10 protein-coding genes are annotated in these 16944 nt (G+C 66.1%); 3 read left to right on the top strand and 7 right to left on the bottom strand.

Annotated features, from left to right (window positions below):
- Positions 1 to 35 precede the first annotated feature (35 nt).
- From ACIBJI_RS17480 to ACIBJI_RS17470, 3 genes are all read right to left on the bottom strand, one after another.
- Positions 36 to 7349 carry an amino acid adenylation domain-containing protein gene (locus ACIBJI_RS17480; protein ID WP_397084874.1) on the bottom strand — a complete coding sequence of 2438 codons (7314 nt, stop codon included), beginning with the start codon at positions 7347 to 7349 and terminating at the stop codon, positions 36 to 38.
- Positions 7350 to 7597: 248 nt separating this feature from the next.
- Complete coding sequence (locus tag ACIBJI_RS17475; protein ID WP_364347339.1) at positions 7598 to 8581, bottom strand: LuxR C-terminal-related transcriptional regulator; 984 nt, start codon at positions 8579 to 8581, stop codon at positions 7598 to 7600.
- A gap of 73 nt (positions 8582 to 8654) precedes the next feature.
- Positions 8655 to 9479, bottom strand: coding sequence for a M23 family metallopeptidase (locus ACIBJI_RS17470; protein WP_364347336.1), 825 nt, complete (start codon positions 9477 to 9479; stop codon positions 8655 to 8657).
- A 233-nt stretch (positions 9480 to 9712) separates the two neighbouring features.
- Between ACIBJI_RS17470 and ACIBJI_RS17465 the strand changes: the two genes are divergently transcribed.
- The 3 genes from ACIBJI_RS17465 (at position 9713) to ACIBJI_RS17455 (ending at position 12266) form a co-directional block, all read left to right on the top strand.
- Positions 9713 to 10759 (top strand): nitronate monooxygenase, encoded by a 1047-nt coding sequence (locus ACIBJI_RS17465; RefSeq protein ID WP_397084871.1) that lies wholly within the window; start codon positions 9713 to 9715, stop codon positions 10757 to 10759.
- A 60-nt stretch (positions 10760 to 10819) separates the two neighbouring features.
- Positions 10820 to 11212, top strand: coding sequence for an SCO5389 family protein (locus ACIBJI_RS17460; protein ID WP_397084869.1), 393 nt, complete (start codon positions 10820 to 10822; stop codon positions 11210 to 11212).
- 505 nt (positions 11213 to 11717) lie between these two features.
- The gene (locus tag ACIBJI_RS17455; RefSeq protein WP_364347324.1) at positions 11718 to 12266 is read left to right on the top strand and encodes an HD domain-containing protein; all 549 of its coding nucleotides are present in this window, start codon (positions 11718 to 11720) and stop codon (positions 12264 to 12266) included.
- Positions 12267 to 12281: 15 nt separating this feature from the next.
- On the opposite strand, the gene ACIBJI_RS17450 is transcribed toward ACIBJI_RS17455, so the two are convergent.
- From ACIBJI_RS17450 to ACIBJI_RS17435, 4 genes are all read right to left on the bottom strand, one after another.
- Positions 12282 to 13919 (bottom strand): long-chain fatty acid--CoA ligase, encoded by a 1638-nt coding sequence (locus ACIBJI_RS17450; protein ID WP_396957379.1) that lies wholly within the window; start codon positions 13917 to 13919, stop codon positions 12282 to 12284.
- A 245-nt stretch (positions 13920 to 14164) separates the two neighbouring features.
- Positions 14165 to 15349 carry a cation diffusion facilitator family transporter gene (locus tag ACIBJI_RS17445; protein ID WP_397084867.1) on the bottom strand — a complete coding sequence of 395 codons (1185 nt, stop codon included), beginning with the start codon at positions 15347 to 15349 and terminating at the stop codon, positions 14165 to 14167.
- Positions 15346 to 15741, bottom strand: a complete 396-nt coding sequence (locus ACIBJI_RS17440) for a metalloregulator ArsR/SmtB family transcription factor (RefSeq protein ID WP_364347312.1) — start codon at positions 15739 to 15741, stop codon at positions 15346 to 15348. Before ACIBJI_RS17440 ends, ACIBJI_RS17445 begins: the two co-directional genes overlap by 4 nt.
- A 118-nt stretch (positions 15742 to 15859) precedes the next feature.
- Positions 15860 to 16944: C40 family peptidase (locus ACIBJI_RS17435; protein WP_397084865.1), on the bottom strand; the 1085-nt coding region annotated here is incomplete at its 5' end.

Genomic DNA, 16944 nt, shown 5'->3' with positions numbered 1-16944 from the left:
CGTTACATCTCACCCCCCCAGGCACCGTCATGTACTCAGCTCGACACCACCGGCAGCAGTTCATCCAACGGCACTATCTCGGCCGATTCGGGCACCACGACCTCGGCGGAGGTGACCTGCTCGAGCACCACCGCCCGCAGATCCGCCAGCTGGGCGGTATCGATGGCGGCCAGTGTGGCCCGATCGGCGATCAGATGCGTCACCCACCCCTCGGCGAGCGAGGCACCCAAGTCTTCGACGCTGCGTAGCACGATCCTGGGCACCACGATCAGTCCGGCACCGGTCGCACCGGCGCTCACCAGCTCGAGCAGCATCGCCGCCGAATCGGACCGGCCGTGCTGGAAGGTGCGCGATTCGAAGGTCAGGCCGGTGCGCAGGCGCAGGCGATCGGCCGCGGTGGCCAGCTCGTCGTAGCTCATCCGCACCCCGGTCGCGGCAATGACGAGGGCCGGATCGGATCCGCTGAGCACCCCGGTCCGATTGGCGTGGTTGACCGGTCGCAGCGACTGCGCGGAGATTTCGGCACTGGTCGCGGCATCGTCGAGACGCAGCCATTCGATGCCGTCACCAACCGGACCCGCACCAATGGTCAACCCGACCCGCACCGAAGGCTCATCCGGTATCGAAGCTTCCGCGGGCAGCAGTACCAGCGCCGCACCCGCCTTGAGTACCGCCCACGCGGCCACCGCCCAGTCGGCACCGCGATCCAGCCGGATCGCCACCCCCGCCCCCGGACCGCATCCACGCCCGATCAGCACCCTGGCCAGCTGAGACGACTTGGCGTCGAGTTTTCGGTAGGGCATTTCCTGCTCGCCCCACACCAGCGCGGGTGCGTCCGGATCGTCCTCCACGGCGGCGGTCAGCAGGTGGGTCAGCTCGGTGCCATCGGTGGTCGCCGTGGCATCGGTCGCGGTGGGCACCAGATCCTGCTCGTCGACAATATCGATGCCGCCGATACGCACGCCCGGATCGGCGACTACCGCGGTCAGAATGCGCTCCAGCATGCGTCCGAGTCCGCGCACCGTCGATTCTTCGAAAAGGTCTGTGGCGTAAGTGAATACCGTGACAAGCTCGTCCGGCGTCCCATCCGCCCGCAGGCGCGGTTCGACGACCACCTGCAAATCGAACTTCGCGACGACATCGCCCGCATCCAATGCCGCGACGGTCAGTCCCGGCAGTTCCAGACTCGGTTGTTCGAGATTCTGGAAGACGAGCATTACCTGGAACAACGGCCGCCCCGGGGAGACCACCTCGACCACCCGCTCGAACGGCAGATCCGCATGCGCGAATGCGGCCAGATCCGTCGCACGCGTCTGCTCGACCAGCTCGTCGAATGCCATGCCGCGCTCGACCGATGTGCGCAGCGTCAGCGTATTGACGAACATGCCGACCAACTCGTCCAGCGCCCGCTGACCACGCCCGGCAACCGGCGTGCCGATGGCGATATCCGAACCACCCGACAGCCGGGCGAGCAGCACGGCCAGCGCCGCGTGCACCACCATGAACACCGAGGATCGATGCTCGCGTGCAATCCGGATCAGACCCTCGTGCACCTCGGCCGGCATGGTCCAGCCGATCGCCGCGCCGCGGCCCGACGACGCTACCGGACGTTGCCGATCCAGCGGCAGCACCGGTGCGTTCGAGAGTCCGGCGAGCTGCTGACGCCAGTACGCCAATTGTCCTGCGGCCACCGAGTTCTCGTCGTCATCGGTGCCGATGACCTTGCGCTGCCAGAGCGCGAAATCCGCGTACTGCACCGGCAGTGGCGACCAGCCGGGTGCCGCACCACCGACGCGGGCGAGATATGCGGTCACGAGATCACGGGCCAATGGGGCAAGCGAGGCACCGTCGGCCGAAATGTGGTGCACCACAACGACGAGCACATACTGGTCCCCGTCGGCCAATAGCCGAGCCCGCACCGGAACCTCTTCGGTCACATCGAATCCGGCCGACACCAGCTCGACGACCCGACCGAGCACATCGGTGACGGTCTCGACCTCCAGTCCATCGGGCAGCACCTCGGCGGCAGGCAGAATCTCCTGATACGCCTGTCCGCCGGTACCCGCCGTCGGGAACCGGGTGCGCAGCGCCTCGTGTCGCACCAACACGTCCTCGACGGCCTGTCGCAACGCCGCGACATCGAGCTCGCCGGTCAACCGGATCGCGAACGGCAGATTGTATGCCGGAGATTCCGGATCGATCCGATTGAGCACCCACATCCGTTGCTGGGCAAGGGAAAGCGGCACCAGCTCCGGGCGCTCGGTTCGGGTGAGCGGTACCCGCTCGGCGGTGGAACGGCCCGCACCGGGGATGATTCCGGCGGCGAGTGCGGCGACAGTCGGGGTCTCGAACAGGTCGCGCACGGCGACACCAGGGGAATGGCCGCCGGTGGGGTTGGTAAATACAGCATCGAGCGCATCGTTGATACGCGCGACGACCCGGGTGGCCAGCAGGGAATTACCGCCGAGTGCGAAATAGTCGTCATCGAGGCCGACCCGCTCGATGCCCAGCACCTCGGCGAAGACGGCGGCGACGATCTCCTCTGTCGCAGTGATCGGGGCGCGGAACTCGCGTGCGGCGAAGGTCGGCGCGGGTAGTGCCTTGCGATCCAGTTTGCCGCTGGTGTTGAGCGGGAAGGCATCCAGCACCACAATGGCGGCCGGAACCATATACGCCGGAAGCACTTCGGCCACCGCGGCCCGCAACTCCTGCGGTTCGACCTGTTGCCCCGGCCGCGGCACCACATATCCGACCAGCTGATCACCGGTCGCCACCAGCGCCGCAGCTTGGCTGACCGAAGGTTGGGCGAGTAGCGCGGTCTCGATCTCGCCGAGTTCGATGCGCTGACCACGGAACTTCACCTGGAAGTCGCTGCGGCCCAAGTACTCCAACCGGCGCGGATCTTCCCGCCACACCACGAGGTCACCGGTGCGATACATCCGAGCCCCAGCGGTGAACGGGTCGGCGACGAAACGATCCGCCGTGAGATCCGGTCTTGCGACGTACCCGCGCGCCAGCTGCACCCCGGCCAAATACAGCTCACCGACCGCTCCCGCCGGCACCGGTCGCAATCGCGAATCCAGCACGTAGACCTGCGAATTCCACTGCGGCAGGCCGATCGGCACGGTGGTCTGCTCGCTCGCGGACGCGCGCCATGCGGTAATCGACACCGTCGCCTCGGTCGGCCCGTACAGGTTGTGCACAGCCGCATCCGATACCGCACCCAGCGCGGTCACCGTCTCCGGCGGCAATGCCTCACCGATCACGAAGATATCGCGCAGTGTCGGGCAGGACCCGGGAGGTAGATGTGCGGCGAATACCGTCAGCATGGACGGCACGAAGTCGGTGACAGTGACACGTTGCGCGGCAATCGTTTCCGCGAGATACACCGGATCGCGGTGACCGTCGGCAGTGGCCACTACCAACTTCGCACCGGCCCGCAACGGCACGAAGTACCCCCACAGGGACACGTCGAATGTGGTGGCGGTCTTCTGCAGATACACATCGTCGGAACCGAGCGGGTAGTGCGCGAGCATCCACTCGATCTGGTTATTGATGGCCGCGTGGGTGACCGCAACACCTTTCGGGCGGCCGGTGGAACCCGAGGTGAAGATGACGTACGCGGGATTATCCAGCGAAACCGGACGCAGCAGTTCCGTCGGCAGCACCGGATCGCCCGAGAATGCTGTCAGCTCACCGGTATCCAGGTAAACGAGCGGCGTATCCGATACCTCGACGACATCCGCGGTCGTGGTCAGCACACAGACGGGTGCGGCGGTATCGAGAATATGCGCTATCCGCTCCGCCGGATGGTCCGGATCCAACGGCACATACGCACCACCGGCCGTGACGATCGCATACATGCCGACCACCAGGTCGATCGAACGCCGAACCGCCAGTCCCACTAGTGCTTCCGCACCGACGCCCCGCTGGATCAACCGCCGTGCGAGCCGATTGACCCGCTCATCGAATTCGCGATAGGTGAGCTCGATCCCCTCGTAGGCCACCGCGATCGCATCCGGATGTGCCTGCACGGCACGGCGATATCCGTCGAGCAGCAGTTCCGGGACGACCGGGTGCGCGGTGTCGTTCCAGTCCCGCAGCATCCGCTGCCGCTCGGCGGGCGCGAGCAGTTCGATTTCCCCGACCACCCGGTGCGGATCCTCGGCCACCGCCGCCAGCACCCGATTCAGGCGCTGAGCGAACCCGGCCACCGTAGCTTCGTCGAAAAGGTCGGTGGCATAGGTGAACGATGCCGCAAGACCGTTCGCCGCACCATGGTCCTCGCGCGGCACGACGGTCAGCTCGAGATCGAACTTCGCCTGCACCACACCCAGATCGATGCCGGAAACGGTGAGGCCGGGCAACTCCAGCTCGGGCCGCTCCATGTTCTGGAACGTCAGCATCACCTGGAACAGCGGATGCCGGGCCATCGAACGCACCGGGTCGAGCAGCTCGACCAATCGCTCGAACGGCACATCCGCATGTCCGAAGGCCGCCACATCGGCGCGCCGGAAGTTACGCAGCAAATCGTCGAACGATAGTTCGGGGTCGACCTCGCCGCGTAGCACCAGCGTATTGACGAACATTCCGATGACATTGTCGAGTGCGGCATCCCCACGACCGGCAACAGGGGTTCCGATGGCGACATCGGTGGTTGCCGCCAGTCGGGACAGCAGCACCGCGAGCACCGCGTGCACCACCATGAATAGCGTCGAATGATGCTCGCGGGCAATCCGTTCGAGCGCGGTATGCACCTCGGCGTCGATCTCGAAAGCGAAGACGGCGCCGCTACTGGACAGCACCGCCGGACGCGGCCGATCGGTGGGTAGCGCCAATTGCTCGGGCAGTCCGGCCAATTCGGTGCGCCAGAAGGCGATCTGCTGCGCCAGCAGCGATTCCGCGTCGTCCTCCGCGCCGAGCATCGCACGCTGCCAGATCGCATAATCGGCGTACTGCACGTCGAGCTGCTGCCACTGCGGCCCGGCACCGCGCACCCGAGTCGAATAGGCGGACATCAGATCCCGCGCCAGCGGCCCCATGGAGAAACCGTCGGCCGCGATGTGGTGCACCACGCACACCAGCACCTGCTCGGTCTCACCCAGCTTTACCACGCGCAGCCGGATCGGCGGCGCGACGGCGACATCGAAACCCGCGACGGCGGCGCTGATGACCAGCTCGGGCAACTCGGCCGCGCTCGCGGACACCACCTCGAGCTCCGGCACCGCGCGAGCATCATCGATCGGCAAGACGACCTGCATCCCCGCGCCATCGATCTCCGGATACACCGTACGCAGTACCTCGTGGCGCGCCACCAGATCGCGCGCCGCCGCACGCAGCGCCTCGACATCGAGCACCCCGGACAAGCGCACCGCCAGCGGAATGTTGTTGACACCGCTGGTCGGATCGAAGCGGTTCAGGAACCACATGCGCTGCTGTGCGTAGGAGAGCGGAATCCGATCCGGGCGCGGTTGCGCGCGCAAAGTATGTCCGGCCGCCGCAAGTACTGTCACGCGCTGCGCGAGTTCGGCGACTCCGGGTGCCTCGAATACCAACTGCACCGGCACCCGGGTGCCCAGCGCGGTACCGATGCGCGCGGCGGCCTGCGCGGCCAGCAGCGAGTTGCCGCCGAGTTCGAAGAAGTCGTCATCAACACCGACTTCGAAGAAGTTGTTATCAACACCGACTTCCACACCGTCGGCACGCAATAGCTCCGCGTACACCTCGGCAACAACCTGCTCTTCTCGTGTGGACGGCGCACGGAACTCCCGCGCCTCGAAAACCGGATCGGGCAGCGCGGCGCGGTCCAGCTTGCCCACCGGCGTAAGCGGTAGTTCGTCGAGTACCACAATGGCCGTGGGCACCATGTACTTCGGCAGCTTTCGCTCCAGCGTGGCCACGAGCTCGGCGGTATCCACGATGGCATCGGTGCGGGGCAGCACATAGGAGACGAGCGCGGTCGTCCCAGAAGGCAATGTCTTGCCGAGCGTGGCCGCGAAATCCACATCCGGATGCGTGGTGAGCGCGTTATCGATCTCCCCGAGTTCGATGCGCAGACCGCGAATCTTCACCTGGAAATCGGACCGGCCCAGGTACTCGAGCACACCGGTTTCATTGCGCCGCACCAGATCTCCAGTCCGGTACAGTCGCGCACCCGGCGCACCGGCTTCCGCGCCGAACGGACTGGCCACGAACCGTTGCGCGGTCAGCTCGGGACGTCCGAGATAGCCCTGTGCGAGCGCGGGTCCGCCCAGATACAGCTCGCCGACGACTCCCGATGGCACCGGCCGCAAGCGCGAATCGAGCACAAAGGCCCCGACCCCGGCGACGGTGCCGCCGAGCGTGACCGGTGTGCCGGGTTCCATCTGACCGGTCGTGACCATGACAGTGACCTCGGTCGGGCCATAGGCATTGAAAACGGCCCGCCCGTCCCGCGCCCAGCGCTCGACGAGTTCGGCGCCGAGCTTGTCGCCACCGGTGACCACGACCCGCAGTTCGTCCAGTCCGGCCGGATCGACCGATCCCAGCGCACCCGGAGTGATCAGCAGATGGGTGACCCGTTCCCGGCGCAGCAGATCCGCGAGTTCGGCACCGCCGAATACCGTCGGCGGCGCGATCACCAGCGTCGCACCCGCCGAGAACGTGAAAAGTAGCTCCATCAGCGAGAAGTCGAAGCTCGGCGAACTCAGATGCGTCACCCGCGAATCGTCGTTCAGCGCATACCGCTGACCGATCGCGGCCAACCCGGCCAACCCGGCGTGCGTCACCACGACGCCCTTCGGTCGCCCGGTGGAACCGGAGGTGTAGATGACATAGGCCGGATGCCGCTCGTCCAAACGCCGCACCCGATCGGCATAGGAAACCGGCCGCTGCGGCTGTGCGGCAACCCGCTCGGCCACAACGGGATCATCGAGCTCGACCCAATCAACTGATGTGCCCAGCGCCGCGCGATGCGCCGCAGTGGTCAGACCGAGCGCAGCGCCGGAGTCCGCGACCATGTGCGCGATTCGCTCCGGGGGATAGGCCGGATCGACCGGGACATAGGCCGCACCCGTCTTCGCGATCGCCCATACCGCGAGCACGGACTCGACCGAGCGGGCCAGCGCGGTAGCGACAATGTCACCGGGTCCGATGCCCCGCGCAATCAGTTCCCAGGCCAGCCGCGAAGACGCCTCGTCGAATTCGCGATAGGTCAACTCACGCTGGTCGGCCGGATCGCCGGTCGGGTTGAAGCGAACCGCCACCGCATCGGCGGCGGATTCGACGGCCGCGGTGAGCAGCTGTCCGAAGAGTGGGGCGCTGGCACGGCGCCGACGGTTGGTCCGAACAGATCGACTCGCTCTATCCATTCTCAACCATTAACCTTTCACATCTAACATACGCCAGAGGCGATCTGCCGCACGCGGAATTCCGCCGCCGCATTCGCTTCCTGCGCAATGCAATCGGGTAACCGTAGCGATGAGAGCTAACTGTCCGCGAACACGAAGTGCATGGCGCTAGCTCCGAATCCGTTGTGACACAAGCCCTCAAACTTCCCGGGACATTGATCGTTCAGCATTCGTCCCATGTTGTCCACTCGAGCGTTCACTTGCCAGTGCTACAGCCATCCGCGCCTGGTCGCCTGCACGCCCGCTTGGAACCGGGTGCTCGCACCGAGCCGCTCCAGCAGCCGCGCGGTGCGCCGGACCACGGTTCGACGGGACATGCCGAGTCGGCGCGCGATGGTGTCATCGGTCGCACCCAGGCCCATCAGGGTCAGAATCGCTTTATCCCGCTCGTCGAGTTCGTCGGCGGCCGGATTCACCGAAATCGGCGCCGCCAGCGACCACAGCACATCGAAAGTCTTCACCAGCAACCGCAATCCGGGCGATCCGGTAATGCGCAAACCCATCGGATCCGGGCGGCGCTCATCCGCGTGCAACACCAGGCTCGCCCGCTCGTCATCGCTGATGATCAGCTTGAACGGCGGCTCGGGCAGGGTGCGCGCCTGTGCCCCACTGGCATTGGTGGACAGCGCGTGCCGCAACCTTTCGGCATCCTGGTAAATAGTATCCTGATATAGCGTCTGGTAGCGGATGCCGTCACCGATCCGAGAGCGCTTGAGCAGGAACAGTTGTCGCTCGCGTTCCGGATCGCTGAGATAGGGACCGCGTTCGATCACCTTGACCGTGTGGCGGGCCGAGGTCTGGACCTCCTCGAAATCCGCGAGCATTTCCAGGCGTTCGAAAACCGGCACGATCGCGCCATTGGTGCGCGGTGAGCGGCGCACCGAGCGGAACGTCTCGCTCAGTCGCGCAGCCGCGGCGTGCATCTGGTTGATCTCGTGCTGCCTGCGCCGCGCCTCGGCCTCCGATAGCGATTCGGGGGCGTGCGCGTCCCAGATGGCCTCGCCGTCGGCGGAGAGTTGACCGACCGCGGCCTGCAGGTCGGTCAATACCTCCAGCGATGCGGCGGCGGTCTCCTTCGAGACGCCCAGATATTCGGCGACCTCGCCCAGGCTGGATCGCGGATGATGCACCAGCACGGCGTAGGTTCGCCCATGCGGTGATCCAGGCTCGAAGATATCGCCCAGCGCAGTCACAAAGCGAGCCTAACGACCGTACGGTCCCCACGGGGCCGTTGTGATCGTCGGAATATCAAGCCGGACAAGAAAATCAGTGCGCCGACGGGCCCCACTGCAGCGGCACACCCTTGGCCGCCAAGTACGGCATCGGGTCGACCTTGTTGCCGCCCTGATCCCAGATCTCCAGGTGCAGATGCGGTCCGGTCGAATTGCCGCGGTTGCCGACGGTGGCGATGACATCGCCCGCATTCACCCGCTGCCCGGCATGCACGAACATCTCATTGACGTGGCCGTAGACCGCGATGGTGCCGTCGTCCTGCTGGACCCGCACCCACAGGCCGAAGCCGGAAGCCGGGCCCGCCTCGATGACGGTGCCGCTGCTCACAGAGTGGATCGGCGCGCCGAGCTGATCGGCGAAGTCGAGGCCGTAGTGGAATTCGCCCCAGCGGGAACCGAATCCGGAGCTGATCTCACCGGCCACCGGACGCACCGCGGGTGCCGGGGTGAACTGCTGCTGCGCGCCCTTGAGGACCTGTTCGACCTGGGCGAGCGGGCCCGCGATCTCCGGCGGCAGATTGCTGATGCCGAACGGAGTGGGGACGGGGTCCGCGATCGGCGCGGCCACCGGAGTGGCGAGGGCCTGCGCGGCTTCAGCGACCGGGGCAGCGGCCTTGACCTCTTCGACGGGTAACTCGGCCGTGCCCTTGAACGTGATGGGCGCGGCGGCTTCCTCGTCCCCGTCGTGCGCACCCGGCAGGAGTGGGGCGGCAATTGCAGGCGCGACCTGGGCTGCGGTGCCGATGAGGGCGCCGGCTGCGACGGCGACACCGGCCGCGACCTTCACCCTGTCGCTGGTCGACGGCCCGGCGCGATGCCGCGTCGGCCGACCCGCAACGCCGTCGCCGATGAGGCTCATGACGGTTATGGAACTGGGGCCTACCCGATGCTGCGACAAAGCTGGTCCTAGCGCTCGACCTACAGTTGCTCAACGGCTTCGGAAAGTTTGTAACGTTTCGGCATCCGTTGTGACGGGAACTCTACCCCGCCGTGACCATTTCGCAACCTTCTCGGCAAAAGTCGCCGTTTAGGGCCTGGTCAGACGCCTGGGCCGGTATCACGATGCCGTGACCGATACGCCACAATGGACCGGTGATCCTCAACGAGTTGAGCGTTCCGATCGTGCTTGCGCCGATGGCGGGCGGGCCATCAACGCCGGAGTTGACGGCGGCGGTCTCCGCGGCGGGCGGGCTCGGCCTGCTGGCCGCCGGATACCTGACCGCGACCGATACCGCGGCGCGACTCGCGGCCACCCGAGAACTGACCACCGCGCCGTTCGGCGTGAACCTCTTCACCCCGGGCTCCACCACCACGCCCGCGGATTTCGCCGATTACCTCGCCGAATTGGGCCACACCCACGAGGTCGGCACGCCGAAGTACGACACCGACGATTGGGACGCCAAGCTGGAGCTGCTCATCAAGGCGCCGGTCGCGGTGGTCACCTTCACCTTCGGCTGCCCGAGCGCCGACGAGGTCGCGCGGTTGCACGAGGTCGGTTCGGAAGTGTGGGTGACGGTCACCTCGGCCGCCGAGGGCCGCATCGCGGTCGCGGCGGGGGCCGATGTGCTGGTCGCCCAGGGCGCGGAGGCGGGCGGGCATCGCGCCACCTTCATCGATCGCGTCGCCGATGACGCCACCGATCCGCTCACCTTGCTCGCGCTGCTGCAGATTCTGCGCGCGACCGTCGACCTGCCGATCGTGGCCACCGGCGGCATCACCACCGGTGCCGGGATCGCGGCGGCGCTCGCGGCCGGTGCGGCGGGCGTGCAGCTAGGCACCGTCTTCCTGCGCTCGCCGGAGGCGGGCACCAATCCCGTGCACCGCGCGGCGCTCGGCGCCGACACTCCCACCATGCTGACCCGCGCCTTCACCGGTCGCCGGGCGCGTGGGCTGCGCAATCGGTTCATGGACGAACATTCCGCGACGGCACCGGTCGCATATCCGGAAATCCATTACGCCACAGCGCCATTGCGGGCCGCCGCACGAACAGCGAGCAATCCGGACGATGTGAACATGTGGGCTGGCCAGACCTACACGCTGGCACCCGAGCTACCGGCTGGTGAACTGGTCCGCACCTTGGCCGCAGATGCGAAAACCGCGCTGACCACAGCACTTTCGGGACGAATCCAGTCTTGTTGACAACAGTTTCCGTTTAGAATCGAGGGGCATCGCAACAGCCATCCAGGTCAGGAGAGCGCTATGTCCCTCGATGTTCCAACCGCCCTACTCGAACGCGCCGAACGCGGCGAGGTCGACGACGCCGACTTCGTCGAGGTCGTGCGGGTCTCCCTCCCCTACGCCTGGGAGGTCGTCAGCCGGGTGGCACGTGAGCTGCGTTCCGGCACAGCCGAATTCGCCGACAATGTCGTTCCACCACCCGACGAGGTGGCCCGCGGACAACTCCTGCGCGCCATGGCCTCCGATGCCATCCGCGGCGGCCTGGAACGCCATTTCAAGGTGAAGCTCGCCTTCCAGAACTGCCACCGCGTAGCGGCCTTCCCAATCGCCGCCGTCGGCGGCGAAACCTACTCCACCTTCATCGGGACTCGCGCCCAACTGCTCAATCAGAGCCCGGAACTCCGCAACTGCTAGTCCCCCAGTCCAGATAGCTTCTGCCGTATCGAGCCTTGGCTCGGAGGGGCCATCGAACGCAGCATCGACTGCCACATCACCATGCTCGGCGAGCAGCGGAGCGGGTGGGCGGCAAGCTATCTGGACGGGCACTAGTCCCGAGGCCGCCAAAGTCGGCGCGGTCGAGATATCGGCCGCGTCGGCTTTGCGTTTGCGCGCAGCGTAGCGGGCGTGATCACGGGCTGGTGATATCTAGTTTTGAGAATAGATATCACCGATCGGGAGGTTCACGATGGCGCGAACAAGTGATCGATCTCGACAATGCCCCCTAACCGGGCAGATCGGTACGTGGGCGCCTCTACCAGTTGGAACACCGTCAACGCAGCCCTACACGAAATCATCGATCGCCTCGGCGAGCGGCTGCTGTCGCGCGAATGCGCGAGATGGTCACACCGGGCGAGATCGACTTCTCAATCCCCGAAGCGGGAGCGCGTCGTACCTGATATCACGCGTAGTGTGAACTGGCATGAGCGGCAACGATCTTCGCGACGAGATCGATCGGCGGCTGCATCCCTGGCTGCCGCAACTCGGCTCCGATCGCGGTGCGTACACCAACCATGTGCTGCGGGTGCTGGAGCTATGCGATCTGTTGGACAGTGGCGCGGGCAGCTTGCCGAGCACTCGCGAGGAGTTCCGTACTGCCGCGGCGTTTCACGATCTGGGGATCTGGACCGCGGGCACCTTCGACTACCTGGCTCCCTCCGCCGACCTGGCACTGCAATGGCTCGACCAGATCGACCGCCCCGACTTGGCCGATCTGGTCGTCGCGATGATCGACGAGCACCACAAAATTCGATCCGCGGGTCCAGCCACCGACCCGATCGAGATCTTCCGCCGAGCCGATGCGATCGACGTCGAATACGGCCTGCTCGGCCGCTTCGGGATACCTCGCTCCGCCTACCGCGAACTGGCGAAGCGGTACCCCGACAAGGGCTTCCACCGCCGGTTGGTCCGACTGGCCGCTGAACGAATCCGGACGCACCCCACGTCACCACTGCCGATGCTGAAGTGGTGACGCGGGTTCGGCGTTCTAGGACAGTGTGGTGACGGTCAGGTCACCGTCGGCGTACTGGGCGCGCAGGCGCTTCTTGTCGAATTTGCCGACGCTGGTCTTGGGGACCTCAGCAATGAAGGTCCACCGTTCCGGCAGTTGCCATTTGGCGAATTTGTCGGCGAGGAAGTCGCGCAGTTCCTCCGGTTTGGTCTCGGCCCCCTCGGCGAGCACGATCGCGACGAGCGGGCGCTCGTCCCACTTCTCGTCCGGCACACCGATAACCGCGGCCTCGGCGACGGCCGGGTGCCCCATGACCGCGTTCTCCAGATCGACCGAGGAGATCCATTCGCCGCCGGACTTGATGACATCCTTCGAGCGATCGACCAGGGTGAGATAGCCGTCCGGGCTGATCTTGCCGACATCGCCGGTGCGCAGCCAGCCATTGTCGAACTTATCGGGATCGATCACCGCGCCATCCGGCGAGTAGTACGACCCGGTAATCCAGGGACCGCGAACTTCCAACTCGCCCAGCGACTCACCGTCATTGGGGACCACGCGGCCGTCATCGCCGACCAAGCGGGCCTGCACGCTCGCCGGGAAACGGCCCTGGGTGAAGCGGTACTCCCATTCGTCCTCGCCGGTCACCCCGGCGGGCGGATGCGCGACACTGCCGAGGGGGGAGGTCTCGGTCATTCCCCAGGCGTGCAGGATGCGAACGCCATGCTTTTCCTCGAAGGCGCGCATCATCGACGGCGGCACCGCCGAACCGCCGACGACCACCGAACGCAGATGCGAGATGTCCTGCGGCTTGGCGGCCAGTCCGGCGAGTACGCCGCCCCAGATGGTCGGAACCGCGGCGGCGAAGGTCGGCTTCTCGACAGCCATCAGCTCCAGCAGCGGACCGGGCTGCAGGAAGCGGTCGGGCATGAGGACATTCGCACCCGACATCAGCGCCGCATAGGGCAGACCCCAGGCATTGGCATGGAACAGTGGGACGATGGCGAGCACATAGTCGCGGTTGGAGAAGCCCATGCTGGTCGGCTGGCACACCTGCATGGCGTGCAACCAGTTGGAGCGGTGCGAATACACCACACCCTTGGGGTCGCCGGTGGTGCCGGAGGTGTAGCACATTGCGGCGGCGGATCGCTCATCGATCACCGGGTAGTCGAAGGTATCCGGCTGCGCGGCCAGCAATTCGGTGTAGGAGTGCACCTGGACGCCCTCGGGGGCCTGCAGCGCGGCGGCATCGCCATTGGCCACGATGACGTGGCGGACGGTCTTCAGATTGGGCAGGTACTGGGCGAACATCGGCACCAGCGTGCCGTCGACGATCACCACCTGATCCTCGGCGTGATTGGCAACGAAGACGAGTTGCTCCGGGAAGAGCCGGATATTGAGCGCGTGCAGCACCGCGCCCATCGCGGGTACCGCGATATAGGCGACCATATGCTCGTTGTTGTTCCACATGAAGGTGCCGACCCGATCGCCGTCACCAATCCCCAAGCCGCGCAACGCATTTGCCAGGCGAGCCGATTCGGTTCCGAGCTCGCGGTAGGTCATGGTGCGTACGCCGGTGCCGGTCCAGGTCGAGACGGTGGAATCGCCCATGAACGTCGATGCGTAGCGCAGCAACGTCGCCAGCGACAACGGCTCGTCCTGCATGGTGCTCAACATCGGTACTCCTTTTCTTCGGTGGCTACGGCGGCCTGCCGACCATGAGCCACATCACACCGGGGATGCTACCCAAGAGTAGGACGCCCCAGCGGCCCCCATCGCCGATACATCAGCAGGCAGGTGCCCTCAGTTTGTCCACCCGGCCGCGATCTCGCGAGGCGAGTCGAAAGGCGGTCCCCAGGGGTTTGGGTTCAAGCACGGCGGATTCACTGAGAGCCGCCATCCGACTTACGCTCGACGGCCTGTCAGACCGCGGAGTGAGCGGGGTAGGCGTGAACGAGGACGGTGTCGAGTTTGGGCACGGCATGGGTGAGGGTGTGCTCGGCACCGTGCGCCAGGCGGTGGGCGTCGGCCAAGGTGATGGTCGGAGCGACATCCAGTTCGACATCCGCGTGCAGGCGGTGGCCGATCCAGCGCATCCGAAGGCTGCGCACGCCGAGCACACCGGGTTCGGCGACCAACGCCCGCTCCGCGGTACTCACCAGGGCGGGCTCGACGCCATCCATCAAGCGGCGGAACACATCTCGCGCGGCTGTGCGCAATACCGCCAGGATCGCGACCGTAATCAATAGTCCGACAAGCGGATCGGCGAGCGGAAAGCCGAGCGCGACACCGCCCGCACCGACCAACACCGCCAAAGAGGTGAATCCATCTGTCCGCGCATGCAATCCATCGGCCACCAGCGCCGCCGAGCCGATCCGACGCCCCACTCTGATCCGATACAGCGCAACGGTCTCGTTGCCGACAAACCCGATGAGCCCCGCCGCCGCAACCCAACTCAGATGCTGGATCTGCACCGGCTCGATCAGCCTGCGCACCGCCTCGTACCCGGCGATGATCGCGGACAACGTGATCATCCCGACCACGAACAACCCGGCCAGATCCTCGGCCCGCCCGAACCCATAGGTATACCGCCGCGTCGCCGCCCGCCGACCGAGCGCGAACGCGATCCACAGCGGCACGGCAGTCAGCGCATCGGAGAAGTTGTGAATAGTGTCCGCCGCCAACGCAACCGAACCGGAAACCACCACGATCAACACCTGCAGCACCGCGGTCAGCCCGAGCACCGCCAGGCTGATCTTCACCGCCCGAATTCCGACAGCACTGGACTCCAACGCATCGTCGACACTGTCGGCGGCATCGTGACTGTGCGGCACGAAGATCTCGCGCAGCGCACCCCGCAATCCACCCGGATGGTCGTGGTCACGATGCGCCCCGTGGGTGTGGTCATGACCATGGCCCGCACCCTGCGCATTCCCGTGGTCGCGGTCCGCGTCCTGCGTGTGTCCACGGTCCGCACCCTGCGCATGGTCGTGGTCATCACCGGTACCGTGCACATTCCCGTGGTCGCCGTCCGCGCCCTGCGCTTGCCCGTGGTGGTAACGGCGCGAAATGCTTTGCCAGCGTTCGGGATTGCGTTCGTGACTCATTCCGCCACCGCCTGATCGCGAGCAGGCAGTTCGCGTACGGAACCAGCGCCGCGGTGATGCGCGGGTACGCCGGGGCCCGCGTGTTCGGCGTTGTACACCGCATCCACGACCAACTGGCGGACGTGTTCGTTCTCCAGGCTGTAGAAGATGGTGGTTCCGGCACGGCGGGTCCGAACCAGCCGAGCCATGCGCAGCTTGGCCAGGTGTTGCGATACCGAGGGGCCGGGTTTGCCGATGTGATCGGCCAGATCGTTGACCGAGAGTTCCCGGTCGACCAACGCCCACAGGATCTGTACGCGGGTCGAATCGGCCAGCATGCGGAAGACCTCGACGACAAGACGGACCTGGTCCTCCGCGATCGATGGTCGCAGCGGCTCACTATCTGCATTCATACGCAGATAATAGAACTATGCTGCCTTCGATGGAACCGGCCCCTTCGGATCGGCCCGACGGCGACACCCTCTGCTCGGCCGCCGACAGACCGGTCAACCTCAGCTCATTGGTTCAGCGTCAGTACCGACGGGCACCCGCGTAGGGCATCGAGGACATCGGCGACATGATCACACCGGTCCCATAGGTGGATGCGTGGATGACCTTGCCGTCACCGGCATAGAGGGCCGAGTGGCTGCCGTCGTAGAAGGACACCACATCACCGGGCTCCAACTCGTCCCGGGAAACCGGGGTGCCCGAGGAAAGCTGCTCATAGCTGGTGCGCGGCACCTTCACCCCGGCCTGCCGGTACGACCACTGCACCAACCCGGAGCAGTCGAAGGCATCCGGCCCCGTCGCGCCCATGCTGTAGTCGGTGCCGACCTTGCCGCGTGCTGCCTCGACGGCGATCGCGCCGTGCGTGCGTTCCGGCGACACCGCGGGCGCGGTTGTCGTGGGAGGTGGCTTGATGCCGAGAACACCGCTGAGGAATGCGAGTTCGCTGCGGAACATGTCTGCGGGGACCGTAATCCCGGTTCCCGGAATCGTCGCCGGAAGCTCAGCGCCGGGCACCTCGGTGGGCACCGGCGGGGCGGAACGTTCGCCCCACGGAATAACGAAAGGCAGTGAGCGTTTCACTCCTGGAGCCGCATGCGGCCCGTCCCGTTCCGCACCGGGTATCGCGAGCGGAGCCGGCCGCTCCAACCCGAGCACCCCGATGGGTATCGAGATTTCCGCACCCGGAAGCGCCAGCGGGATCGAAAGTTCCTGCCCGCGGATCTCGACAGGCGCGACCCCGGAGACACCGATGAGATTCTCGACCGCGGGGATCACTGGGAGCGCCGACCACTCGACACCCATGGCCCGCAGCGGAACCGCGAACTCAGGACCTGAAACTGTCAGCGGCTCAGAAAGCTCCTTGCCCGGCACCGCAACAGATGCGGCCCCCGAAGGAGCAATAGAGTTCTCAACCGCAGGAACCAGCGGAAGCATCGCCCGCTCGATACCCAAAGCCCGCAACGGCACCGCAAGTTCAAGACCCGAAAGCGGCGCAGCGAGCTCCTTGCCCCGCACCGCAACAGATGCGGCCCCCGAAGGAGCAATAGAGTTCTCAACCGCAGGAACCAGCGGAAGCATCGCCCGCTCGATACCCAAAGCCCGCAACG

The organism is Nocardia sp. NPDC050408 (assembly GCF_044458905.1).
Lineage (GTDB): Bacteria > Actinomycetota > Actinomycetes > Mycobacteriales > Mycobacteriaceae > Nocardia.
Note: the sequence above shows the minus strand (reverse complement) of the source record. Positions and strands in the feature narration are given on the sequence as shown.

What these genes read in the sequence shown, in the direction of transcription:
- ACIBJI_RS17480 (WP_397084874.1), bottom strand. Translation starts at nt 7,349, where the DNA reads ATGGATAGAGCGAGTCGATCTGTTCGGACCAACCGTCGGCGCCGTGCC.
- ACIBJI_RS17470 (WP_364347336.1), bottom strand. Translation starts at nt 9,479, where the DNA reads ATGAGCCTCATCGGCGACGGCGTTGCGGGTCGGCCGACGCGGCATCGC.
- ACIBJI_RS17460 (WP_397084869.1), top strand. Translation starts at nt 10,820, where the DNA reads ATGTCCCTCGATGTTCCAACCGCCCTACTCGAACGCGCCGAACGCGGC.
- ACIBJI_RS17455 (WP_364347324.1), top strand. Translation starts at nt 11,718, where the DNA reads ATGAGCGGCAACGATCTTCGCGACGAGATCGATCGGCGGCTGCATCCC.
- ACIBJI_RS17450 (WP_396957379.1), bottom strand. Translation starts at nt 13,919, where the DNA reads ATGTTGAGCACCATGCAGGACGAGCCGTTGTCGCTGGCGACGTTGCTG.
- ACIBJI_RS17445 (WP_397084867.1), bottom strand. Translation starts at nt 15,349, where the DNA reads ATGAGTCACGAACGCAATCCCGAACGCTGGCAAAGCATTTCGCGCCGT.
- ACIBJI_RS17440 (WP_364347312.1), bottom strand. Translation starts at nt 15,741, where the DNA reads ATGAATGCAGATAGTGAGCCGCTGCGACCATCGATCGCGGAGGACCAG.